This is a genomic window from Bacillus sp. FSL M7-1345 (assembly GCF_038006985.1).
Lineage (GTDB): Bacteria > Bacillota > Bacilli > Bacillales > Bacillaceae_G > Bacillus_A > Bacillus_A cereus_U.
The window spans coordinates 4,092,570-4,116,928 of record NZ_JBBOWG010000001.1 but is presented as its reverse complement, the minus strand read 5'-3'; the positions used below and the strand labels follow the sequence as shown (position 1 = coordinate 4,116,928).

The following is a 24,359-nucleotide window of genomic DNA, read 5'->3' as shown; positions in this document are numbered from 1 at the left end:
TATGGTTATATTTTTAACAGTGGTGATTATTATATTGCTTATCGTTATTTACGTGCAATATAAAATTAGGAAAAATAGTAGTAGGAATTTACGCTATACGTATGAGAAGTTAAATCGAATTGTAAAAGAACAAACTGGTGAGAAGCTATTAATTATGACGGATGATACAGAATTGCAAAAGTTATTAGTGGCTATTAATCATTTGTTAGATGCTAAGCAGAAAACAAATGCAGATCATGCAAAGGTTGAGATTTCCATGAGAAAGATGCTTTCAAATATCTCGCATGATTTGAAAACGCCACTCACAGTCATTCTTGGATATGTAGAAATGTTAAATATGGATAAAACGATAAGTGAAGAAGAACAGCAAATATTACTTGAAAAAGTGCATGTAAAAACACTGGAAGTAATGGAACTGATTCATAAGTTTTTTGATTTAGCAAAATTAGAATCTGGTGACAAGGCAATCGAGATGACAAAAGTAAATATGAATGAAGTTTGTCGCGAAAAGATTTTATCTTTCTATGATTTAGTGACGACGAAAGGTTTTCATGTCCATATTGACATACCAGAAAGAAATATATATGCACTTGGAAATGCAGAAGTATTAGGCAGAGTGTTAAATAATTTAATATCCAATGCGATTACATATGGAGACGATGGAAAGGCACTCGGTATGACTTTAAGAGATGATGAAACGAGTGTGTATATAGATGTATGGGATAAAGGAAAAGGAATTGATGAATCTCATATTGATAAAGTATTTGAGCGTATGTACACACTTGAAGATTCGAGAAATAGATTGTACCAAGGAAGCGGTCTAGGGTTAACGATTACGAAAAGGCTTGTGGAAGCGATGGATGGAGAAATTCATCTTTCTAGTAAGCCGTATGAAAAAACAATTTTTACAGTTGTATTAACAAAGATACAGTTTTAGCTTGTAGAGAATTAGATTCTACAAGCTTTTTTGGAACGTAAGGAATTTGTAAGGAACGGGTAAGAAAAAAGAGATTTCCGTTGTCTATTATAGAAATATAGAGCGGTGCGAAAGGGGAAGGTGACATGACATATATATTAAAGACGAACCAGCTAACGAAAGTGTTTAAAGGGAAAGAAGTTATTTCTAGCGTTAACATGCATGTGAAAAGAGGAGAGATTTACGGTTTTTTAGGACCGAACGGTGCTGGTAAAACAACGATTATGAAAATGATTACGAATTTAATAAAACCGACGAGTGGTGATATTGAAATTTTCGGTGAGAAGTTAACAAACACATCTTATGAAGTATTAAAAAGAATGGGGACAATTATTGAATATCCAATCTTTTATGATAAATTAACGGCGAAGGAAAATTTAGAATTACATTGTGAATATATGGGCTATTATGATAAAAACGCAATTGACCATGCTTTAAATTTAGTAAAACTGCACGGCATAGACAATAAAAAAGTAAAAGATTTTTCATTAGGGATGAAGCAAAGATTAGGCATTGCTAGAGCGATTATGACAAAGCCGGAGCTTCTCATTTTAGATGAACCAATTAATGGTTTAGATCCAATTGGTATTAAAGAGTTACGAGACTTATTTAAAATGCTTTGCAAAGAATATGGCATTACTTTATTAGTTTCTAGTCATATTTTAGGCGAGATGGAACAAATGGCAGATACAATTGGTGTTATTCAAAATGGGAAACTAATAAAAGAAGTTTCAATGAAGAGTATTAATGGAAAACAAACAGAGTACATTGAAATCACTGTTCCTGATGTAAAACGTGCAGCTTATATTCTAGAAGATAAACTCGGTATAAAAAATTACAAAATAATGAGTGGAAATATGATTCGTGTGTATGAAATGGCAGCGACTCAGCAAGCCATTTCAAAAGCACTCATTATGAACGATATAGAGATAGAAAGTATTAATAAGAAACATAGTTCCTTAGAAGAGTATTTCTTAAATGTAATGGATGGAGAGGGCATTCATGCTTAATGGATTGTTGTTGAATCTCGTAAGCGGATTAATCGTAATGTTCATAAGTGGGATTTTATATTATAGAAAACCAGAGCGGAAATGGTTGTTAATTTTACTAGTGATAGGAATGTTAAGCGTAGTTACTGCTGGAATTAGAATGTTAGTAGCGTAGAGATAGTTATATAAGGAATGGAGGCGTGGTCTATATGTTTAAATTGATGAAGCTTGAATGGAAAAAACATCAATTATCTAGTTATTTTAAAGGGGTAGCCATTTGTATTATAGCAATTTTTGTTGCGGTAAGTCTTATGGGGTTGGGAGCGAAAGGTGAAGTAGATGCGGCGCTCACTGATTTCACAAAATATATGACCTTAGCAAACATTTTTATTAGGATGACATTTCTTATTTTTAGTTCGGTCATTTTATCACGTTTAGTAATTGATGAGTATAAGAACAAAACAATGCAACTATTGTTTATGTATCCATTGCAAAGGAAAACGGTAATGAGGGCGAAATTAACAATTGTTTTTAGTTTTTGCTTTGTGAGCATGATTATCGCTACTTTCACTATTAGTTTGCTCATATTTTTTATGAATCCAATGATGGGAGTAATTGAAACGCCTGTTACGATGGGTGAAATAATAGCTACCGTTCCAGCTACTTTTATAAATGCATTTATGATATCTGGTATAAGTTTAATCCCTTTATTTTTTGGGATGAGAAAGAAATCGGCACCGACAACGATTACTTCTGCAGTAATAATCGGGATGATAATGAACAGTAACATTGGAAACAATCAAGTAAGTTTTTATAATTTTATAGCTATCCCAATAGTGCTCTGTTTAGTAGGGATTTTTATTAGTTATCTGTCGTATCGAAAAATCGACAAGATTGATGTGGCGTGAAGCAAGCTTAAAACAACAACGAACTGGGGTATGAGCAGTGAAAAAAATAATAGTAATTGCAATTGCTAGTGTGATTTTTGGTTTTAAGACATTCGCTGGAAAAGACTTTAAGAAGGAGGTTGCTTTTGAGATAGATACGATAAAGGAAATTTATATCAATTAAATTTTAAAAGAGAGGAGGACTATCATGTTACGTCTTATGAAGCTAGAAATGAAGAAGTTTAAGCTTGGATGGTATGTGAAGGGAGCAATTATTGCAAATATCGTCATACTGGCACTATTAATCTTTGTTAGTTTCGTTTCTCAAATAGAAGGAGATCCAGAAATAAGAGATCCGCAGGCGATTTTGCTGATGGCTAGTGCGTTAGTAAGAGGAACATTTATTGTTTTTGGTGGTGTACTAATAGCGAAACTAATAATTGATGAATATAAAAATAAAACAATGTTACTCATGTTTTCTTATCCTATTAACCGAAAGAAAATGATGGTTAGTAAGTTAGCTATTACAGCACTATTAACATTCATAACAGTTATTTTATCTAATATTTTTGTAGTAGGAATTTTCTTTGGAATAGATAGTTATTTTTCGATTCTTCCTAATCCATTCACAGTAGATCAATTGATGCAAGAAGGGATAAAACTGGTTCCTTTAGCAATTGCAACTGCGGGAATGAGTTTAATCCCATTATACTTCGGAATGCGTAAACGTTCAGTGCCAACTACCATTGTTTCATCTATTATCGTTGTGCTAATCGCAATTAATAACAACCCAATGTTTCCTATAGCAACTTTTCTTCCACTTCAACTAGCATTTGCAGCTATTGGAGTTACGATTGCATATTACGGAATTAAAAATATAGAGAGGGAAGATGTAACAGCGTGACAAGAATAAGAAAAAAGAGTTGGCGTTACACCAACTCTTTTTTTGTATATGTATGCTTCGTTACTACTCCTTAAATTTGTAGTGTTTACTTAAATACTCTTGAACTCCTGGAGAAATGTTAAAGTTATTAGGACCTTTATATTCGATAGTAAACTCTCCATCTTCAATTGTTTCAAAGGCGATTGCATAGCTATCCATTTTAGAATCGTAAGAAGTATTTTTGACTTTCGCGTCTAGATTAAAGTATTTTGTAATATAATTTTTTGATTCTGTAATTGCTGTTTGTTTTTCCCAAGGGGTACCGTAACTTGTGAAGTAAAGAGATACACTGATAACTCCAATAATAGAAGTTAGTAAAACAGTTCCCATAGCTATTTTTTTATTTTTTGTATTCAATTTGGTTGCCCCTCCTCATAATATGTATTCATTTTAACTTATTTTTTCCATAAAACAACCATTTAGCAAAAAATAGTTTCACATGAAACAAGTGACAGAAAAAGACAAGGTGATAGGACACCTTGTCTTTTTCTGTCATTACATTTTTGGAGCTTCCATTCCAGCTGCAGCCCATTCTTCTTTCGAAGGACCGTATACGCCAGGAACTTTTAATCCTGCTTGACGCATTAAAACAGTCATCTGCCCGCGGTGGTGATTTTGATGATTAATGAGTGTCATTAAAAATATAGAATTCGGCATAGGACGACCAAAGAAGTCATTAATAGTAGCTAAGTCTTTATCAGTCCATTCGCTTTGAAGTGCCTCAACAAAAGCTGCATTTACTTTACGGTACTCATCTGCAATTGTTTTCGCAGAAGTTGGAACAGGATAATCTTTTGTTTCACCTTCAAACTTTAACCCTGTCCCTGATAGAATAACAGGAATTGCAGTAACGATATGCCAAGCGACTCTTCCTAACGTCCAGTGTTCAGGTGCAATTTCTTGAGATAAAGATTCATCTGTTAATGCATCGAGCATCTTTTGAGTAGACTCAGCTTCATATTTCCATGATTGTAAAAAGCCTTCAATTGTTTGGTACATGTTATCCCTCCTAGTTATGTTCATGGGTTAAATTCGTGAAAAACAGTTAGTTTCCTGTTAAGCTATGAAAATGAATAATAAAAAAAGGAGGCTTCCAATACAAGAAGCCTCCTTTTTAATTAACTTTCTTCCCACTTTTCCTCATTAACCATAAGAAATACGGAGCTCCAAGTACAGCAACAACAAGCCCAGAAGGAATTTCTTTCGGATATGCAATTGTTCGTCCGAGTAAGTCAGCAATGGAAAGCAGGATTGCTCCAAACAGTGCTGAACAAACGAATAGTCTTTGATGATTCATGCCAACAACGATTCGCGCTAAGTGCGGTGCAACAAGGCCTAAAAAGGCGATAGTACCGACAGCAGCGATATTGACTGATGCAAGTAGTGTCGCTAATACAATTAGAGCAAGGCGCGTTTTATTTACTGGTTGCCCGAGTCCGGTTGCTAAATCGTCTCCAAGTACGAGAACATCAAGTTGTTTCATTAAGAAAAAGATAATTAGCACAAGAATCAGCGATGGATATAGAATGATATTTTCTAAGTGATTCCATCCTCTTGCATAAGTACTACCTGACAACCATGTTAAAGCAGCAGCCACATTCAAATTCGCTTTAACGATAAAGATTTGAATAATCGCTGATCCAAGCGCTGAAATTCCAATCCCTATTAAAGCGAGAGCTGTTGGGCTAAATCCTGATTTCCATGAGAAGAAGAGGACAATTCCAACTGCAAGTAGTCCACCAATAAATGCACCAATTGGTAGGAAGAAACCAGGAAGTGCAGGGAAGACATACATAATGGTTAAAGCACCAACACCTGCTCCAGACGAAATTCCGATAATAGATGGATCAGCAAGTGGATTTCGTAATATGCCTTGGAAAACAAGTCCGCTTATCGCAAGACATGCTCCGGCAATAGCGGCAACGAGCATTCTTGGTAAACGAAGATTCATCATCATATTTTTATCAAATTGTGTTAATTGTCCTGTTATGACATTTGTAATGCTTTCGATATAAGAGTTGCTACCGATTGCGACGCCAAGAGAAATCGTCACAATACAAAGTACGATAGATATAATGATTACCTTTTTATAAGAGTAATAGCGAGAACTAGCTCCAGCTGCATTAGCTCCATTATCATTCATATATTGTTTCGATTTCATCATGCGATACACTAAATAAATAAGCCAAGGTGATCCAATCATTGCTGTAACTGCCCCGACAGGTAATTCTGCACCAGTTGGATCTATTAATCTACCAACAACATCTGCTCCTAGTAATAATATTGCTCCCCATAAGAATGAGGAGAGAAGGAGGGTAAAGTGTTGACGATAACCAATAAGGCGCATTAAGTGTGGTGCAACTAAGCCGACAAACCCAATCGGTCCAACAACAGTTACAATTACTGCTGTTAAAAAAATTGCAGCGATGAACGCGATAAACCGTGTTACTGCTGTTTTCTCTCCAAGTGAAACAGCTACATCATCGCCGAGTAAGAGGATATTAAGCTTACGTGACATGAATAGTAAAACTAGGAAAGAAACAACAATAAATGGAAAAGCGAATTGAACGCCATCCCAGTTATTTTGAATAAGAGATCCAGCTCCCCATAAAAATAAACCAGCTGTTTCATTTTCATAGAAAAGCTGCATCGTTCCGGTAAAGGCAGAAAGCATTAATGTAACGACCATACCAGCTAGTGCCATTCTAAGTGGGGTTCCCTTTTTTCCACCAGAAATACGGTATACAAATAAAGCAGTAATTGCACCACCGATAAATGTGAAAAGAAGGGAGTTAATTTGCAAACCTTTCGGTAAGAAAATTGTAGCCGCTACTAGAAAGAAATATGCACCTGAATGAATTCCCATTGTACTTGATTCAGCAAGTGGATTTTTCGTTAAAGTTTGCAAAATGACTCCAGATGCAGCAAGAGCCCCCCCAGCTAAAATAGCAATTACAGCTCTAGGTAATCGAAGCATGATTAAAGTTTGATGCTCTAGAGATTGGTTCGGTGAGATAAGAGCGTCGATAATCATACTATAGGAAATGTTTGCTTGTCCTTGTCCGATATGAATAAAGAAAAGGAGGAGCAAGAGAGCTGCTCCTCCTCCGAATACAAGACTTGCTCGAAGTGTATGTTGTAAGCTATTCATCGTGTAATCACTTCTTCGCTGTCATTACATCTGCTACTTGTGTTGCTAAAGATTTTGCAGACTCAGGACCACCGAAAATCCAAGTGTCGCCTTTTAATTTATACATTTTGTTTTCTTTTTTGAACTTTAATTCTTCCCAAGCAGGGTTTCCTTTTAGTTGAGTGTCAAAAATGTTATCGTCATCCGCTACAATGTAAATGAAGTTTGAATCTTGTACACTTTGTAATGATTCTACAGTTGTTTGCTTGAAACCGTCTGGCTCAGATTTACCTGGTTCAAAAGTATTTGTTAAACCTAATTTTTTTGTAACTTGTAAAGCTGTAGAATTGTCAGTTAAGATACGGAATGTTGGTACGTTCTTAGCTGTAAATGCTTGTGTCATTGCGATGTTTTTATCTTTTAAGCCTGCTTTGTCAATTTTTGCTTTTGCATCAGCAAATGTTTTATCCATATCAGCTAATACTTTTTTACCTTCTTCTTCTTTTCCAACTGCTTTTGCAATTTGTTTAAATGTTTCTGTCATTTCAGCAAAGTGATCGTTATTGCTTGTTGATGGATCGAACATAACTGTTGGTGCAATTTGTTCTAATTCATTTTTAATCGCTTTACTACGGAATGAAGCTGTAATGATTAAATCTGGTTTTAGACGGCTAATTTCTTCTAAGTTTGGTTGTTGACGAGTTCCTACATCTACAACATCTTTACTTGGTTTTGTTTCTGTATTTACCCATTTATTATAATTCTTAATGTCTGCCATCCCTACTGGCTGAACACCAAGTGCTAATAAGTCTTCTGCATATACCCACTCAAGTACAACAACTTTTTTCGCTGGTTTATCTAACTTTGTTTCCCCTTCAGCGTGTTTAATTGTTATAGCTTGATTTTTATTGTCCGCATTTGTTTCCTTTTTCTCCTCTTTCTGTTGTCCGCATCCGACAACGAATAGAAGAACTACCATGAAAATGCTAAGAATTTTCTTCATCTTATGCCCCCAAATAAATCATTTTATTTGCAATGTACGATATTGAAAATCGTTATCAATTACAACAACCAAATCATACTATGAGGATATTTTAAGTGTCAATATTTTTTTAAAATTTCGACGAAAAATAACGATTTATATGGATTTTGATATATCGTATTGAAATGCAGATGTGTATCAAGACTGAAGGAGAGGAAATTCGTTTAAGAAGGAAGGCGAAAGTACAAGCGAAAGGGGAGCGTATTGCATGTAATAATTATTAGAATGTAAGGAATAAACCTTTGTTTATAAAAGGTTTGTTCCAGATCGGGTAGTTGATAAGGAAAATAAAAACTGATTTTTTATTAGGAAAATATTTCTAATTAGTTGGCTGTACTTAAAAGATTGAACACGAAGGAGGGGTCAACATGTCTTTATGGAGTAATAATACAAATGGATATTGTGGGTGTAATAATCCAAATGGTGTACATGTTGATTCATGCTGTTTTAGTTGCGATGGGACAGTTCCTAAGCTCGGTCCAACAGGTCCAACGGGAGCAACGGGAGCAACGGGAGTAACAGGTGAAACGGGAGCAACGGGAGCAACGGGAGTAACAGGTGAAACGGGAGCAACGGGAGCAACGGGAGTAACAGGTGAAACGGGAGCAACGGGAGCAACGGGAGTAACAGGTGAAACGGGAGCAACGGGAGCAATGGGAGCAACAGGGGCAACAGGAGCAACGGGAGTAACGGGAGCAACAGGAGCAACAGGAGCAACAGGCCCAACGGGAGCAACGGGAGCAACGGGAGCAACGGGAGCAACAGGCCCAACGGGAGCAACGGGAGTAACAGGAGCAACGGGAGTAACGGGAGCAACAGGCCCAACGGGAGCAACGGGAGCAACAGGAGCAACGGGAGCAACAGGAGCAACGGGAGCAACGGGAGCAACGGGAGTAACGGGAGCAACGGGAGCAACGGGAGTAACGGGAGCAACGGGAGCAACGGGAGCAACAGGAGCAACGGGAGCAACGGGAGCAACGGGGGCAACGGGAGCAACGGGAGCAACAGGTGAAACAGGAGCAACGGGAGTAACAGGTACAAGTATAACTGCGACGTATGCATTTGCGAATAATACATCGGGTACGGCAATATCAGTATTACTTGGTGGGACAAATGTCGCACTTCCGAATAATCAAAATATAGGACCTGGAATTACAGTATCTGGGGGAAACACAGTATTTACGGCCGCAAATGCGGGGAATTATTATATTTCATATACAATTAATATAACGGCTTCATTATTAGTTAGTTCGCGAATTACAATTAATGGTACACCGCTTGCTGGGACTATCAACTCTCCTGCTTTAGCAACGACTTCATTTAGTGCAACAATTATTACGACTCTTGCGGCGGGGAGTGCAATTAGTTTGCAGTTGTTTGGATTGTTAGCTGTTGCAACATTATCAACGACTACACCTGGTGCAGTTTTAACGATTATAAGATTAAGCTAAGTAACGTGAACTCTCTTATTCTTTTAAAATTAAGAGAGTTTATACATATAATAAGAAGTTAACGAAGTAAAGCATAGTTATGTAAAAGTCAGAATATTATGATTGTAACGCTGTTATGACTATAATATAATGAAAACAACCATCATGAATGAACATTCATTTATTTTCACAAGTATTGGAAGGGGGAATGAGAGTGGAAAAACCTTGGCTGCAGAGTTATCCAGATGAAATTCCAGGGACGATTTCTTATGATATTCAGCCACTTCATAGATATTTAGAGAAAATGGCTGCTCGTTATCCAGAAAAGAAAGCGCTTCACTTTTTAGGGAAAGATGTTACATTTTCAGATTTCCATGACAAGGTAAAGAAATTTGCGAATTACCTTCAAAGGCTTGGTATTGAAAAAGGCGATAGAGTTGCGATTATGTTACCGAATTGTCCACAATCTGTAATTGGTTATTATGGTACTTTGCTTGCGGGTGGTATTGTCGTACAAACGAATCCTCTTTATACAGAAAGAGAGCTTGAGTATCAACTTCATGACTCAGGGGCAAAAGTTATTCTTTGCCTTGATTTAGTGTTTCCGAGAGTTACTAACGTTCAAACTGCAACAAAGATTGAGCACATTATCGTAACCCGTATTGCAGATTTTTTACCATTTCCTAAAAATTTACTTTATCCATTTGTACAAAAAAAGCAGGCAAATCTTGTTGTGAATGTGTCGGAAAGCGAAACGATTCATCTTTGGAAATCGGTAGAAAGGGAAAGTAGTGCTAATGTTGAAGTTCCATGTGATCCTGAAAATGATCTAGCCCTTTTGCAGTATACAGGGGGAACGACAGGGTTTCCAAAAGGGGTTATGTTAACGCATAAAAACCTCGTTTCGAACACTTTAATGGGAGCGCATTGGTTATATAATTGTAAAGAAGGAGAAGAGGTAATTCTTGGTGTTCTTCCGTTTTTTCATGTGTACGGGATGACAGCTGTAATGAATTTGAGTATTATGCAAGGATATAAAATGGTGCTTATTCCGAAGTTTGATATGAAAATGGTTTTTGAAGCAATTAAGAAACATAAAGTCACACTATTTCCAGGAGCACCAACCATTTATATTGCTCTATTAAATAGTCCTCTTTTAAAAGAATATGATATTTCTTCAATTCAGGCTTGTATTAGTGGTTCTGCACCGCTTCCTGTAGAAGTACAGGAGGAGTTTGAGAGAGTTACAGGTGGTAAATTAGTAGAAGGTTATGGATTAACGGAGTCATCACCAGTTACACATGGGAATTTTTTGTGGGAAAAGCGTGTGCCGGGAAGTATTGGGGTACCGTGGCCGGATACAGAGGCAATCATCATGTCACTTGAGACAGGAGAGTCATTACCTCCAGGTGAAATTGGTGAAATTGTTGTAAAGGGCCCACAAATTATGAAAGGGTATTGGAATAAGCCAGAAGAAACGGCAGCTGTACTGCAAGATGGCTGGCTTCATACGGGTGATGTAGGATACATGGATGAGGATGGCTTTTTCTATGTGAAAGATCGTAAGAAAGATATGATCGTTGCTAGTGGTTTTAACGTATATCCTCGTGAAGTAGAAGAGGTGTTATATGAACATGAAAAGGTGCAAGAAGTGGTAACAATCGGTGTTCCTGATCCGTATCGAGGGGAAACGGTAAAAGCGTTTGTTGTTTTGAAAGAAGGCGCTGAGTGTTCTGAAGAAGAATTAGATCAGTTTGCACGTAAATATTTAGCAGCTTACAAAGTTCCAAAGGTATATGAGTTTAGAAGTGAGTTGCCGAAGACGACAGTCGGAAAAATTTTACGCCGTTTCCTAATAGATGAAGAGAAGAGAAAGAATGAGGATGAGCAAACGGGCTAAGGCCCTTTCTTTTTGAAAAAATAGGATTGACACTTTTCTAAATAGTCAGTATTATAAGAATATGAATGACTATTCATTCAGTCATCTTCTTGAAGGGGACAGTAAAGTGAAGAAAAATAGACCGAAATACAATCAAATTATTGATGCAGCAGTCATTGTGATTGCGGAGAATGGATACCATCAAGCGCAAGTTTCTAAAATTGCAAAGCAAGCTGGGGTAGCTGATGGCACGATTTATTTATATTTTAAAAATAAAGAAGATATATTAATATCCTTATTCCAAGAGAAGATGGGAGAATTTGTTGAAACAATTCGTCAAAAAATAGCAGGAATTGAAAGCGCTGTAGCGAAGTTATTCATGTTGGTAGAAACGCACTTCTTGCTGTTGTCACAAAATGATCCTCTTGCTATCGTTACGCAATTAGAACTAAGGCAGTCCAATCAAGACTTGCGCCTTAAAATAAATGAAGTATTAAAAGGCTACTTACAAGTTATGGATGAGATTTTAGAGACAGGTATAAAGCAAGGTGAGTTTCAGGCGGATTTAAATGTTCGCGTGGCAAGACAAATGATCTTTGGAACAGTAGATGAAGTTGTGACCAATTGGGTAATGAGCGATCATAAGTATGATCTGGTCGCACTTTCAAAAACGGTACACGGGCTACTTATTGCAGCTTGTGGTTATCGTAAATAATGGGAGGGATCATGTTGAAATTCCTATCTGTAAAAGTTGAAGATCATATCGCGGTGGCGACGTTAAATCATGCTCCAGCTAATGCGATGTCTTCACAAGTTATGCATGACGTTACTGAATTAATCGATCAAGTGGAAAAGGATGATAACATTCGTGTTGTTGTTTTACATGGTGAAGGACGCTTCTTCTCAGCGGGGGCAGATATTAAAGAATTTACATCTGTTACTGAAGCGAAGCAAGCAACAGAGTTAGCACAGCTTGGACAAGTTACGTTTGAGCGTGTTGAAAAATGCTCAAAACCAGTTATTGCGGCAATTCATGGAGCGGCACTTGGCGGTGGCCTTGAGTTTGCTATGTCTTGCCACATGCGCTTTGTAACTGAAAGTACAAAGCTTGGTTTACCTGAATTAACACTTGGATTAATTCCTGGTTTTGCAGGTACACAGCGCTTACCACGTTATGTTGGTAAAGCGAAAGCTTGTGAAATGATGTTAACAAGTACACCAATTACTGGTGCAGAAGCATTGCAATGGGGACTTGTTAACGGAGTGTTTTCTGAAGAATCCATTTTAGAAGATACGCTTAAAATTGCAAAACAGATTGCTGGAAAAAGCCCAGCAACAACTCGTGCTGTGCTAGAGTTATTACAAACGACAAAATCGTCTCATTATTATGAAGGTGTACAGCGTGAATCACAGATTTTTGGTGAAGTATTTACGAGTGAAGATGGAAGAGAAGGCGTAGCAGCGTTTTTAGAAAAACGTAAGCCTTCATTTAGTGGTAGGTAGTCCAATTATTTTTTTAATAAAAATTAACAGAATTTTAAAATTGATAGAATCTTTCTGAAAAATAAGGGGGTAAATGGAATGAACATCTACGTACTCATGAAACGAACATTTGATACAGAAGAAAAAATCGTAATTAAAAACGGTGCAATTTACGATGGCGAAGCGGAATTCATCATCAACCCTTACGATGAATATGCGATTGAAGAAGCGATTCAAGTAAGAGATGCACAAGGTGGAGAAGTTACTGTTATAACAGTTGGTGGCGAGGATAGTGAAAAAGAACTTCGCACAGCATTAGCGATGGGCTGCGATAAAGCGGTACTAATTAACATTGAAGATGATGTTGAGAATGGTGACCAATTTACAACAGCAAAAGTTCTTGCTGAATATTTAAAAGATAAAGAAATTGATTTAATTTTAGGCGGGAACGTTGCGATTGACGGTGCATCTGGACAAGTTGGTCCACGAGTAGCTGAAGCGTTAAATATCCCATACGTAACGACGATTACGAAGCTTGAAATTGATGGTACAAATGTGAAGATTGAGCGTGATGTTGAAGGGGATACAGAAGTAATTGAATCATCATTACCTATTCTAGTAACAGCGCAACAAGGTTTAAATGAACCGCGTTATCCATCACTTCCAGGTATTATGAAAGCGAAGAAGAAGCCACTAGAAGAAGTAGAATTAGATGATTTAGATTTAGAAGAAGATGATGTGGAAGCAAAAACAAAAACAATTGAAATCTATTTGCCTCCTAAGAAAGATGCAGGAAAAGTGTTACAAGGCGAGCTGCAAGATCAAGTAAAAGAACTTGTATCGTTGCTCCACACAGAAGCGAAAGTAATCTAATAAAATACGAAATTATATATGCAGGAGGGAAAATCTATGGCTCGTAAAGTATTAGTAATGGGTGAAGTTCGTGATGGATCGCTACGTAACGTTTCGTTTGAAGCAGTAGCAGCAGCAAAAACAATTGCAGAAGGCGGTGAAGTGGTAGGTCTTCTAGTTGGAGACAGCGTTGCCTCTTTTGCAAATGAATTGATTCATTACGGTGCAGATCGCGTTGTGACAGTTGAAAATGATAAATTAAAATCATATACATCTGATGGTTATGCACAAGCATTTTTAGCTGTATATGCTGAAGAAAATCCAGAAGGCATTGTATTTGGACATACAGCACTTGGTAAAGATTTATCACCAAAATTAGCAGCGAAGCTTGAAGCTGGTTTAATTTCTGACGTAACTGCTTTAGAAATTGAAGGTGGCAATGTTATCTTTACTCGTCCAATCTATTCTGGTAAAGCATTTGAGAAGAAGATTGTAACAGATGGTATATTATTTGCGACAGTACGTCCAAATAATATCGCAACTCTTGAAAAAGATGAATCTCGCATCGGTGATGTGTCTTCTATTACAGTTGATGTGAAAGATCTACGTACAATCATTCAAGATGTTGTCCGTAAAACTGCAGAAGGTGTTGATCTTTCTGAAGCGAAAGTCATTATAGCTGGCGGACGTGGTGTGAAGAGTGAAGAAGGATTTAAACCGTTAAAAGAATTAGCTGACGTACTAGGCGGCGCTGTTGGAGCATCTCGTGGTGCTTGTGATGCTGAGTACTGTGATTATTCATTACAAATTGGTCAAACAGGTAAAGTTGTTACACCAGACCTATACATTGCATGCGGAATTTCTGGTGCGATTCAACATTTAGCTGGTATGTCTAATTCAAAAATAATTGTTGCGATTAATAAAGATCCAGAAGCAAGTATCTTCAAAGTAGCTGACTACGGTATTGTCGGTGATCTATTTGAAGTATTACCTCTTTTAACAGAAGAGTTTAAAAAGTTAAAAGTACATTCATGATTTGAGTACCCTTGAGTTCCAAGTGAAGTACCCCTATATATAGAAAAAGGTGAGAGATCCCCTGTCTCTCATCTTTTTAGTATTTCATCCATATTTTTATATAGTATAAAGGAACATTTTTTTGTTACAATACATAACGATACATAATATTCGCCACGTATAAAAGTTAATGATATACTCTTGGTAGAATATACTTGAAGGAGGAAATAAAATGGCAATTATAAATGCAAATGACCAAAGCTTCGCAGCTGAAACTAGCGAAGGTGTTGTATTATTAGATTTCTGGGCGCCTTGGTGCGGACCTTGTAAAATGATCGCTCCTGTATTAGAGGAAATCGATTCAGAGTTAGGCGAGAAAGTAAAAGTAGTAAAAGTGGACGTTGATGAAAACCAAGAAACTGCTCGTCAATTCGAAGTAATGAGCATTCCAGCTCTTTTCGTATTAAAAGACGGTAAAGTGGTTGATCAAGCGTTAGGATATAAACCGAAAGAAGCGTTAGTAGAATTAGTTTCTAAACACTTCTAAAATAAAGAAGCTACCATTTGGTAGCTTTTTTTATTTTCTTTTTTACAACCTTTCCGTTACAATAAAAGAACGTATGTTGGGTGTTTTGGCATAGTATGTTTTTATGTGAAAATAAAAATGATAAGCATGTAGAAATGGAGGGAGACGAGTGCACGAGCATTTAAAAGAGAAGTTAGCAATTTTGCCTGATCAACCTGGTTGTTATTTAATGAAGGATAAGCAGGGAACAGTTATATATGTCGGAAAAGCAAAGGTACTCAAAAATCGTGTGCGCTCGTACTTTACTGGTTCACATGATGGGAAAACACTTCGGCTTGTTGGAGAAATTGTTGATTTTGAATATATTGTGACCTCCTCAAATTTGGAGGCTCTTATTTTAGAGTTGAATTTAATAAAAAAATATGATCCGAAATATAATATTCAATTAAAAGATGATAAAACATATCCTTTCATTAAAATTACAGCTGAAAAACAGCCGCGCTTACTCATTACGCGAAACGTAAAAAAGGATAAAGGAAAGTATTTTGGCCCTTATCCAAATGCGCAATCGGCACATGAAACAAAGAAATTATTAGATCGTATGTATCCACTTCGTAAATGTTCAAATATGCCAGATAAAGTTTGCTTATATTATCATATGGGTCAATGTTTAGCGCCTTGTGTGAAAGAAGTAACGGATGAGCAAAATAAAGAAATTGTAGATGAAATTATTAAATTCTTAAATGGTGGGCATAAAGAAATTCGTTCAGAATTAGAAACGAAGATGTACGAGGCTTCAGAGAAACTAGAATTTGAACGGGCGAAAGAGTTGCGAGATCAAATTGCTCATATTGATGCAATTATGGAAAAGCAAAAGATGATTATGAGTGATTTAGTGGATCGGGATGTGTTTGGATATGCAGTTGATAAAGGGTGGATGTGTGTTCAAGTTTTCTTCGTTCGAAAAGGAAAGTTAATTGAGCGCGATGTTTCCATGTTCCCGATATATGATGAACCTGAAGAGGGTTTTTTAACTTTTATCGGTCAATTTTATGAAAACAGTAGTCATTTCAAGCCGAAGGAAATTGTTGTTCCAGGAAGTATCGATTCAGAATTAGTAGAGCGCTTTTTAGAAGTTGAAGCGACACAGCCGAAGCGTGGGAAGAAAAAAGATCTTGTGGAATTAGCAAATAAAAATGCAAAAATTGCACTAGAAGAGAAATTTCACTTAATTGAACGTGATGAAGAGCGAACGATTAAAGCTGTAGATCATTTAGGAAAGCAGCTCGGTATTGAAACACCTTATCGTATTGAAGCGTTTGATAATTCAAATATTCAAGGGACAAATCCTGTTTCAGCAATGATTGCTTTTATCGATGGGAAACCAGCGAAGAAAGAATATCGGAAATATAAAATTAAAACGGTCCAAGGGCCAGATGATTACGAGTCTATGAGGGAAGTTGTGAGACGCCGTTATACGAGAGCATTGAAGGAAAATTTACCTTTGCCAGATTTAATAATTATCGATGGGGGAAAAGGACATCTAGCGGCTACAAGTGATGTTCTTGAAAACGAGCTTGGATTATATATTCCAATGGCAGGGCTTGTAAAAGATGAAAAACATAAAACATCACATTTAATTATTGGAGATCCGCCTGAGCCTGTTATGCTTGCGAGGAATAGCCAAGAATTTTATTTATTGCAGCGCATTCAAGATGAAGTACATCGATTTGCAATTACATTCCATCGTCAATTACACGGAAAATCTGTTATTCAATCGGCGTTAGATGAAATTCCGGGAATCGGTGATAAACGAAAAAAAGTATTGCTAAAACATTTTGGTTCATTAAAAAAGATGAAAGAAGCTTCCGTATCGGAATTTGTCGAAGCGGGTATGCCGAAAAATGTAGCGGAGACAATTTATACTTATTTAACAGGTAAGAAGACGTTGTAGTTTACAATGTCTTCTGTTTTTTGGTATAATTTCTGAAGATTTAAAATAAACACACCTAAATGAATATACAAAAAAGTCAACTAAACTTATATGTCTAGTTGACTGTAAGTAGATGCTACACTTCAATGAGATCTTTTATATCCCATTTAACAAGAAATGTAATAGAGTCTGAACGTTTTTTCTGTTCCTCATAGGACTCTGCAACGACGTTTCTTTGTCTTTGAATTTGCTCGGCGATAAATCCAGCTTCTAATTGATAAGATGAATGTCTTTTTTGTTTTTGACGCTCAGTAATAAGTGTACCTTTAAGTTGAAATTGCATTTCACGACGTTTATGTTCAATGATGCTTAAAGTGCCCCAACCAGCCTTTTCAAAAAACTGAATGACTTCTTCAATTGTTTCTAGTGGATATTTTCTCGCAAGGTTTCTACCGGCCCAGTATAAAATACCATCTAAATCGTTACCAATTAAATCAGGTAGTAATTCTTCACGTAGCAATTCATAAGCGAAGGCGTTCAATGAAACATCTTCTAAAGATGTTATATCGATTGTATTTTTGCTCACAATATTCCCCTCTTTCTATAGGGCTTATTATATAACATTTTTCATTTATAAAAACAGATTTTTCTTAGGGAAAATCTGAATATATAAGAAGAAAAAAAGAATTGGCAAATTATATGCAAATTATGTATACGTTTTCTTGACGCTTCGACAAAAATAGGGGTAAAATGAACTTGGAATCAAATTATGCTGAAATATTTTGAATAATTTTTTCAGTTTTTCTTATGCCAATAGTGAAAAAACATTATTGTTGTAAATTAATCTGAAAACAGCAGTCAAACATTCAAGGGGGTAATGGGGACATGAAAGGCCGCGAGTATACGTTTCGTAAGTGGCACTCATTAATGGGGGTCATCCCGGTTGGTGTCTTTTTGACGCAACATTTAATTGTAAACAACTTTGCAACAAGAGGAGCAGAGGCTTTTAACAAAGCTGCAGGCTTTATGGAGCTCCTTCCATTCCGGTATGCGCTAGAAATTTTCATCATCTTTTTACCTATACTGTACCATGCTATATATGGCTTATATATTGCATTTACAGCTAAGAACAATGCGGTATCTTACGGCTATTTCCGTAACTGGATGTTCGTCTTCCAACGAATTTCAGGTATCGTTACGCTGATCTTCATTTCTTGGCACGTCTGGGAAACTCGTATTCAAGCATTGTTAGGTAAAGAGGTAAACTATGATATGATGGCAGATATTTTAAACAACCCATTTATGTTTGGTTTCTATTTAGTTGGTGTTGTTTCAACAATTTTCCACTTTGCAAATGGACTATGGACATTCTGCATAAGCTGGGGAATTACAGTATCTCCACGTTCACAAAGAATCTCTACTTATGTAACATTAGCTATTTTCTTAGGTCTATCTTATGTAGGTGTGAGTGCATTATTAGCGTTCATCGATCCACAGCTAGCAAACCAGTAAGGAGTGGGAGAGCATGAAAGGGAAACTTATAGTAGTCGGCGGTGGCTTGGCCGGCTTAATGGCAACGATTAAAGCGGCAGAAGCAGGAGTGAATGTTGAACTATTTTCTTTAGTACCAGTAAAACGTTCACATTCTGTATGTGCCCAAGGTGGAATTAACGGTGCCGTAAATACAAAAGGTGAAGGGGATTCTCCATGGATCCACTTTGACGATACAATTTATGGTGGGGACTTCTTAGCGAACCAACCACCAGTTAAAGCGATGTGTGATGCAGCACCTGGTATTATTCATTTAATGGACCGCATGGGTGTTATGTTCAACCGTACGGAAGAAGGACTTCTTGATTTCCGTCGTTTCGGTGGAACACAACATCATCGTACAGCATTTGCTGGCGCAACAACTGGTCAACAATTACTATATGCATTAGATGAGCAAGTGCGTCGTCATGAAGTAGCAGGACTTGTAACGAAATATGAAGGTTGGGATTTCTTACGAGCTGTTGTGGATGATGAAGGTGTGTGCCGAGGAATCGTCGCGCAAGACTTACAAACTATGGAGATAAAAAGTTTCCAAGCTGATGCCGTGATTATGGCAACAGGGGGCCCTGGTATCATCTTTGGAAAATCAACAAACTCTATTATTAATACAGGTACAGCAGCGTCTGCTGTATATCAACAAGGTGCATATTATGCGAACGGTGAGTTCATTCAAATCCATCCAACGGCAATTCCTGGAGACGATAAGTTACGTCTTATGAGTGAATCTGCACGTGGTGAAGGTGGACGTGTTTGGACGTATAAAGATGGTAAGCCATGGTACTTCTTAGAAGAAAAATATCCAGCTTACGGAAACCTTGTACCTCGTGATATTGCAACGCGTGAAATCTTTGATGTTTGCGTAGAGCAAAAACTAGGTATTAACGGTGAAAACATGGTGTACTTAGATCTTTCTCATAAAGATCCGAAAGAACTAGATATTAAACTTGGTGGAATTATTGAAATCTATGAGAAATTTACAGGTGATGATCCTCGTAAACTACCAATGAAAATCTTCCCAGCGGTTCACTATTCAATGGGCGGATTATGGGTTGATTATAAACAAATGACAAGTATTCCAGGTTTATTTGCAGCAGGTGAGTGTGATTATTCTATGCACGGTGGTAATCGTCTAGGTGCGAACTCACTATTATCAGCAATTTACGGTGGTATGGTAGCAGGACCGAACGCGATTGAGTATATGAAAGGTCTTTCTAAATCATCTGATGCTGTTTCATCTACTGTATATGAGCAAAATGAATTAATCGAAACAGAGAAATTTAACAATATTTTAACGCTTGATGGTAACGAAAATGCATATGTTCTTCATAAAGAGCTTGGAGAATGGATGACAGATAACGTTACAGTAGTTCGTGAAAATAAAAAGTTAATAGAAACTGATGCGAAAATTGAAGAGTTAATGGCGCGTTACAAACGCATTAACATTAACGATACAGCGAGATGGAGTAACCAAGGTGCTTCATTTACACGCCAACTTGCAAATATGTTCGAGTTAGCACGTGTTATTACAATTGGCGCATATAACCGTAATGAAAGCCGCGGAGCGCATTACAAACCAGAATTCCCAAATCGTGATGATGCAAACTTCTTAAAAACTACGATGGCGAAATTTGAGGGAGAAGGAAAAGCACCAGCATTCCATTACGAAGAAGTGGATGTTTCATTAATTAAACCACGTAAACGTGACTATTCCTCAAAACATGATGTAGCTGCTAAGGGTGAAGAGAAGGGGGATAAGCAACATGTCTGAGAAAACAATCCGCCTCATCATTACGAGACAAGATGGACCAGATGCACAAGAGTTTGACCAAGAGTTTGAAATTCCATATCGTCCAAATATGAATATTATTTCGGCACTGATGGAAATTCGTCGTAATCCTGTTGATTCAAAAGGAAACCAGACGACTCCGATTGCATGGGATATGAACTGTTTAGAAGAAGTATGTGGTGCTTGTTCGATGGTGATTAACGGAAAACCACGTCAATCATGTACAGCTCTTATTGACCAGTTAGAACAACCAATTCGCTTAAAGCCGATGAAGACATTCCCGATTGTACGTGACTTACAAGTTGACCGTAGCCGTATGTTTAATGCGTTAAAACGTGTTAAAGCTTGGATTCCAATCGACGGTACGTACGACCTAGGACCAGGTCCAAGAATGCCAGAGAAAAAGCGTCAATGGGCATATGAACTTTCGAAATGTATGACATGTGGCGTTTGCTTAGAGTCATGTCCGAACGTAAACAGTAAGTCTGACTTTATTGGACCAGCACCGCTTTCACAAGCGCGTTTATTTAACTCGCATCCAACTGGTGAAATGCATAAAGCAGATCGCTTGCGTGCAATTATGGGTGATGGAGGACTTGCAAACTGTGGTAACTCTCAAAACTGTGTGCAATCATGTCCGAAAGGTATTCCATTAACAACTTCAATTGCAGCATTAAACCGTGATACAACAATTCAATCGTTCAAAGATTTCTTTGGTAGCGACAATAACTATTAATAAATATTGCCTCTTCATGTTGAAGAGGCAATATTTATAACTTTATATTTCTGTTTATTCTGTTTATTTTAAAGGCGAAAAGGAGAGGGAACAATGAAGAGAATTTCTTATATTGAAGACTTTGAGCAATGGGAAAGTGGTTTTTCATTTTATAATCCTGTCAAAGTTCGTTTTGGTGAAGTAGATATGTTTGGACATGTAAATAATGTCGTTGCTTTTACATATTTTGAAGAAGCTCGTATCGCATTGTTTAAAGAACTTGGATTTATGCAAGAATGGACACATGAATCATCAGAAACGATGATCGTTGTTGCAGATTTACAATGCAATTTTATTAAACAAATTTATTTTGATGAGCAGTTGAAAGTATATGTAAAGGCAGGCGCGGTTGGGAACTCCTCATTAGATTTACACTATATGGTCAAAAATGCAGAGGGGGAAGTTTGTTTAGTTGGACGCGGTATGATGGTCCAAGCATCGAAAAAAACTGGAAGAGGCGAACCGTGGCCTGAGGAATGGAAGGAATTATTGCAATAATAGAATAAAAGAAAAATAAGAGAGCGATTCGCTCTCTTATTTTTTGTCCTTCGTTGCCTCTTCTAATGTTAGGTGGTGCTTATATATGTATGCGGCATATGGATTGCCAACGTAGCGTAAGTGCCACGGTTCGTATGAATACTCTGTTGTCTCTGTTTTATCCTCTAAATAACGAATGACAAAACCAAATTCATGAGCATGTTCCGCAACCCACTTTCCTTCTGCTGTCTCTCCAAAGATTGGTTCTAATTGGAATTTAGCAGATTTTGAGCTAATATCCATTGCTAGACCAGTTTGATGCTCACTTGTTCCAGGAATTGCACTTACCGAATCAGCCTCAGCTTTTCCTTGGCGTTTAATATATGTATTATGTAATGACTGTTGGCGTTTGTAAGAACGGTAACCTGAAACTGCTGTAAGTTCTAAACCTTCTTCTTTCGCTGCTTGGAACATTTTTTCAAGAGCGTCTGCAGCATCTTTGCGAAGTAATGTTTTCTCTTTATCTTTTGGACTAGTAAATGGTACGTTCGGTTTCGTTAAATCTTCTGGAATGTACCCATCTGGTAATTTACGATGTTTATTGACTAATACAAGATCAGAATCTGGATTTGTTACAACGGAAAAATTATCATCTAGTTTCTTTGCATTATGATCAGCTTTTGGAAAAGCAGGAATCTCTTCTTTTGGATGGTTACTATGTTTTTTACTTTCGACAGCTTTCGCCTCATTTTGCAGTGGTGATTTAGAACCAAAGTAAGCGAAAGATGTGATACCGATTACAATAGTAGTGGCAGAAATAAGTATTATCTTTTTCATGATACCTTGTAATCACTGTCCTTTCTTAATAAAATATGTATCGTTTTTATTATAAGTCTAGTTTATTGAAAAAGAAATATAAGAGTCATAACGTAATAGAAATGCAAAGAAAATGTCAGAAAATGTGTGAAATTGTAGTATTTTTTTTATATAATTCATTTCCTATCTTTCATGTGATTCATTTTTTATGTAATATATACATATAAGGAGATGTAACGATTATGGAGAATAAAGGACTTCTTGTATAGACTAGGAGTGAATGGGAATGGATTTTGCAACAATTATTGGAGTCATTTTAGGAGTGTTGGCAGTAGTAGTAGGAATGGTCGTCAAGGGCGCTGACGTAATGGCCTTAGTTAATCCTGCAGCAGCATTAATTATTTTTGTGGGTACATTTGCTGCAGTATGTATTGCCTTTCCAATGAATCAACTAAAAAGGATTCCAAAATTATTTAAAGTTCTTTTTGGTTCAAATAAAAAAGATTTAAGTTATGAACAGTTACTAGAATTATTTGTTCATTGGACATCTGAGAGTAGAAAATACGGTATTTTGTCTTTAGAACAACAATTAGATAAAATTCAAGATGAATTTCTCTTGCGTGGTATGAAGTTTGTGATTGATGGTGTATCTGCAGAAGACCTAGAACAAATTTTAGAAGCTGAATTAGAAGCAATTGAAGAAAGACATGCAAAAGGAGCTACTATTTTTTCGCAAGCTGGTACATATGCACCTACATTAGGGGTTTTAGGTGCTGTTATTGGTCTTGTAGCTGCACTTGGAAATTTAACTGATATTGAAAAGCTAGGACATGCTATTTCAGGTGCGTTTATTGCAACGATTTTCGGTATTTTTTCAGGTTATGTATTATGGCATCCATTTGCAAATAAATTAAAGCAAAAGTCTGCTGCTGAATTAGAGAAGAAACGTTTAATTATTGATTGTTTATTAATGTTACAAGAAGGTACATATCCATTTATTATGAAAAACCGCATTTTAGGTGCGCTTTCTGCAACTGAGCGTAAAAAGCTAGAAAAAGGAGCGGAAAAGAATGCGGAGTAGGAAGAATAGAAGAAGTAAAAGGAAAAAGCATGACGAGCATATCGATGAAACTTGGTTAATCCCGTATTCTGATATGCTAACGTTGTTGTTTGCGCTGTTTATTGTTTTATTTGCAATGAGTAGTATAGATGCTGCGAAATTTAAACAGATGGCAGTAGCTTTTCGAAGTGAACTAGCAGGTGGAACAGGAAATAAAGAGTTTTTAAGTGATCAAAAACCAAAAGAAGAAAAAGAGCTATCGGCAAGTGGTTTGGAATCTGAGAAAATCAAAAAAGATGCTGAAGCTGAAGTGAAAAAGCAAGAAATGAATGAATTAAAAGCAGTACAACAAAGTATTGACAAGTATATTGAGGAAAAGCAATTATCTTCTTCGTTTAAAACGGATTTAACTGAAAAAGGATTAATGGTAACGATATTAGAAAATGTATTATTTGACTCAGGGAAAGCAGATGTGAAGTTGGAATCATTAGGGATTGCAAAAGAGATGTCTAACCTGCTTGTGTCGGCATCACCTCGTGAAATTACAGTGTCGGGTCATACAGATACAGTTCCTATCGCAAATGCTCAGTTTGCATCAAACTGGGAGTTAAGTACACAGCGTGCAGTTAATTTTATGCAGGTGTTACTCCAAAATAAAGAATTGCAACCAGAAAAGTTTAGTGCAGTTGGTTACGGAGAATATCGTTCAATTGCACCAAATGATACGCCTGAAGGAAAATCGAAAAATAGACGTGTTGAAGTGTTTATCTTGCCTTTAACAAGAAATATGCAATAAAAGAGGATGGCGTAA

At 36.9% G+C, this 24,359-nt stretch carries 26 protein-coding genes; 20 read left to right on the top strand and 6 right to left on the bottom strand.

Features of this window, described 5'->3' with window-relative positions; translation table 11 throughout:
- Position 1 precedes the first annotated feature (1 nt).
- The 6 genes from MHB76_RS21510 to MHB76_RS21485 all read left to right on the top strand — a co-directional run bounded on the left by MHB76_RS21510 (position 2) and on the right by MHB76_RS21485 (position 3,756).
- Complete coding sequence (locus MHB76_RS21510; RefSeq protein ID WP_078172731.1) at positions 2–937, top strand: HAMP domain-containing histidine kinase; 936 nt, start codon at positions 2–4, stop codon at positions 935–937.
- 125 nt (positions 938–1,062) lie between these two features.
- A complete protein-coding gene (locus MHB76_RS21505; protein WP_078172732.1) occupies positions 1,063–1,986 on the top strand; it encodes an ABC transporter ATP-binding protein in 924 nt (307 codons plus the stop codon).
- Positions 1,979–2,140, top strand: coding sequence for a hypothetical protein (locus MHB76_RS21500; RefSeq protein WP_002199229.1), 162 nt, complete (start codon positions 1,979–1,981; stop codon positions 2,138–2,140). The genes MHB76_RS21505 and MHB76_RS21500 overlap by 8 nt, the downstream gene beginning before the upstream one ends.
- Before the next feature lie 34 nt (positions 2,141–2,174).
- Positions 2,175–2,873 (top strand): ABC transporter permease, encoded by a 699-nt coding sequence (locus MHB76_RS21495; RefSeq protein WP_078172733.1) that lies wholly within the window; start codon positions 2,175–2,177, stop codon positions 2,871–2,873.
- Between the two features lie 37 nt (positions 2,874–2,910).
- A complete protein-coding gene (locus MHB76_RS21490; protein ID WP_256416129.1) occupies positions 2,911–3,036 on the top strand; it encodes a hypothetical protein in 126 nt (41 codons plus the stop codon).
- Between the two features lie 24 nt (positions 3,037–3,060).
- Positions 3,061–3,756, top strand: coding sequence for an ABC transporter permease (locus tag MHB76_RS21485; protein WP_078172734.1), 696 nt, complete (start codon positions 3,061–3,063; stop codon positions 3,754–3,756).
- A gap of 63 nt (positions 3,757–3,819) precedes the next feature.
- On the opposite strand, the gene MHB76_RS21480 is transcribed toward MHB76_RS21485, so the two are convergent.
- The 4 genes from MHB76_RS21480 to MHB76_RS21465 form a co-directional block, all read right to left on the bottom strand.
- Positions 3,820–4,152, bottom strand: a complete 333-nt coding sequence (locus tag MHB76_RS21480; RefSeq protein ID WP_078172735.1) for a YfjL-like protein — start codon at positions 4,150–4,152, stop codon at positions 3,820–3,822.
- A gap of 138 nt (positions 4,153–4,290) precedes the next feature.
- On the bottom strand, positions 4,291–4,794 hold the full coding sequence (locus MHB76_RS21475) for a DinB family protein (protein WP_016106288.1): 504 nt from the start codon (positions 4,792–4,794) through the stop codon (positions 4,291–4,293).
- A 115-nt stretch (positions 4,795–4,909) separates the two neighbouring features.
- Positions 4,910–6,946, bottom strand: a complete 2,037-nt coding sequence (gene fhuB / locus MHB76_RS21470; RefSeq protein ID WP_078172736.1) for a Fe(3+)-hydroxamate ABC transporter permease FhuB — start codon at positions 6,944–6,946, stop codon at positions 4,910–4,912.
- A 7-nt stretch (positions 6,947–6,953) separates the two neighbouring features.
- Positions 6,954–7,928 (bottom strand): ABC transporter substrate-binding protein, encoded by a 975-nt coding sequence (locus tag MHB76_RS21465; RefSeq protein WP_078172737.1) that lies wholly within the window; start codon positions 7,926–7,928, stop codon positions 6,954–6,956.
- 407 nt (positions 7,929–8,335) lie between these two features.
- Between MHB76_RS21465 and MHB76_RS21460 the strand changes: the two genes are divergently transcribed.
- From MHB76_RS21460 to uvrC, 8 genes are all read left to right on the top strand, one after another.
- Complete coding sequence (locus MHB76_RS21460; protein ID WP_340987627.1) at positions 8,336–9,418, top strand: BclA C-terminal domain-containing protein; 1,083 nt, start codon at positions 8,336–8,338, stop codon at positions 9,416–9,418.
- Positions 9,419–9,611: 193 nt separating this feature from the next.
- Complete coding sequence (locus tag MHB76_RS21455; protein WP_078172739.1) at positions 9,612–11,297, top strand: long-chain-fatty-acid--CoA ligase; 1,686 nt, start codon at positions 9,612–9,614, stop codon at positions 11,295–11,297.
- A 106-nt stretch (positions 11,298–11,403) separates the two neighbouring features.
- Positions 11,404–11,991: a TetR/AcrR family transcriptional regulator gene (locus tag MHB76_RS21450; protein WP_087945806.1), complete on the top strand. Its 588-nt coding sequence runs from the start codon at positions 11,404–11,406 to the stop codon at positions 11,989–11,991.
- 11 nt (positions 11,992–12,002) lie between these two features.
- Positions 12,003–12,779: an enoyl-CoA hydratase gene (locus tag MHB76_RS21445; protein WP_002088868.1), complete on the top strand. Its 777-nt coding sequence runs from the start codon at positions 12,003–12,005 to the stop codon at positions 12,777–12,779.
- A 78-nt stretch (positions 12,780–12,857) separates the two neighbouring features.
- The gene (gene etfB / locus MHB76_RS21440; protein WP_002160310.1) at positions 12,858–13,631 is read left to right on the top strand and encodes an electron transfer flavoprotein subunit beta; all 774 of its coding nucleotides are present in this window, start codon (positions 12,858–12,860) and stop codon (positions 13,629–13,631) included.
- A gap of 36 nt (positions 13,632–13,667) precedes the next feature.
- Positions 13,668–14,645 carry an electron transfer flavoprotein subunit alpha gene (etfA, locus tag MHB76_RS21435; RefSeq protein WP_002160311.1) on the top strand — a complete coding sequence of 326 codons (978 nt, stop codon included), beginning with the start codon at positions 13,668–13,670 and terminating at the stop codon, positions 14,643–14,645.
- A gap of 211 nt (positions 14,646–14,856) precedes the next feature.
- Positions 14,857–15,171, top strand: coding sequence for a thioredoxin (gene trxA, locus MHB76_RS21430; protein WP_000974757.1), 315 nt, complete (start codon positions 14,857–14,859; stop codon positions 15,169–15,171).
- A 148-nt stretch (positions 15,172–15,319) separates the two neighbouring features.
- On the top strand, positions 15,320–17,104 hold the full coding sequence (uvrC, locus tag MHB76_RS21425; protein WP_078172740.1) for an excinuclease ABC subunit C: 1,785 nt from the start codon (positions 15,320–15,322) through the stop codon (positions 17,102–17,104).
- Between the two features lie 115 nt (positions 17,105–17,219).
- Here the strand turns inward: uvrC and MHB76_RS21420 are convergent, their stop codons facing one another.
- Positions 17,220–17,669 carry a YslB family protein gene (locus MHB76_RS21420; protein ID WP_002015405.1) on the bottom strand — a complete coding sequence of 150 codons (450 nt, stop codon included), beginning with the start codon at positions 17,667–17,669 and terminating at the stop codon, positions 17,220–17,222.
- A 299-nt stretch (positions 17,670–17,968) separates the two neighbouring features.
- On the opposite strand from MHB76_RS21420, the gene sdhC reads away from it, so the two are divergent.
- The 4 genes from sdhC to MHB76_RS21400 all read left to right on the top strand — a co-directional run bounded on the left by sdhC (position 17,969) and on the right by MHB76_RS21400 (position 21,693).
- A complete protein-coding gene (sdhC, locus tag MHB76_RS21415) occupies positions 17,969–18,595 on the top strand; it encodes a succinate dehydrogenase cytochrome B558 (protein ID WP_002015407.1) in 627 nt (208 codons plus the stop codon).
- 13 nt (positions 18,596–18,608) lie between these two features.
- Entirely contained in the window at positions 18,609–20,402 is a 1,794-nt protein-coding gene (sdhA, locus tag MHB76_RS21410; protein WP_002160314.1) for a succinate dehydrogenase flavoprotein subunit, read from the top strand.
- Complete coding sequence (sdhB, locus tag MHB76_RS21405; RefSeq protein WP_002088861.1) at positions 20,395–21,156, top strand: succinate dehydrogenase iron-sulfur subunit; 762 nt, start codon at positions 20,395–20,397, stop codon at positions 21,154–21,156. Before sdhA ends, sdhB begins: the two co-directional genes overlap by 8 nt.
- 93 nt (positions 21,157–21,249) lie before the next feature.
- Complete coding sequence (locus MHB76_RS21400; protein WP_002015410.1) at positions 21,250–21,693, top strand: acyl-CoA thioesterase; 444 nt, start codon at positions 21,250–21,252, stop codon at positions 21,691–21,693.
- A 36-nt stretch (positions 21,694–21,729) separates the two neighbouring features.
- Here the strand turns inward: MHB76_RS21400 and MHB76_RS21395 are convergent, their stop codons facing one another.
- Entirely contained in the window at positions 21,730–22,509 is a 780-nt protein-coding gene (locus MHB76_RS21395; RefSeq protein WP_078172741.1) for a M15 family metallopeptidase, read from the bottom strand.
- A 265-nt stretch (positions 22,510–22,774) separates the two neighbouring features.
- Between MHB76_RS21395 and motA the strand changes: the two genes are divergently transcribed.
- Positions 22,775–23,569, top strand: a complete 795-nt coding sequence (motA, locus tag MHB76_RS21390; protein ID WP_002112100.1) for a flagellar motor stator protein MotA — start codon at positions 22,775–22,777, stop codon at positions 23,567–23,569.
- The gene (gene motB / locus MHB76_RS21385) at positions 23,559–24,344 is read left to right on the top strand and encodes a flagellar motor protein MotB (RefSeq protein ID WP_078172742.1); all 786 of its coding nucleotides are present in this window, start codon (positions 23,559–23,561) and stop codon (positions 24,342–24,344) included. The genes motA and motB overlap by 11 nt, the downstream gene beginning before the upstream one ends.
- Positions 24,345–24,359: the final 15 nt, after the last annotated feature.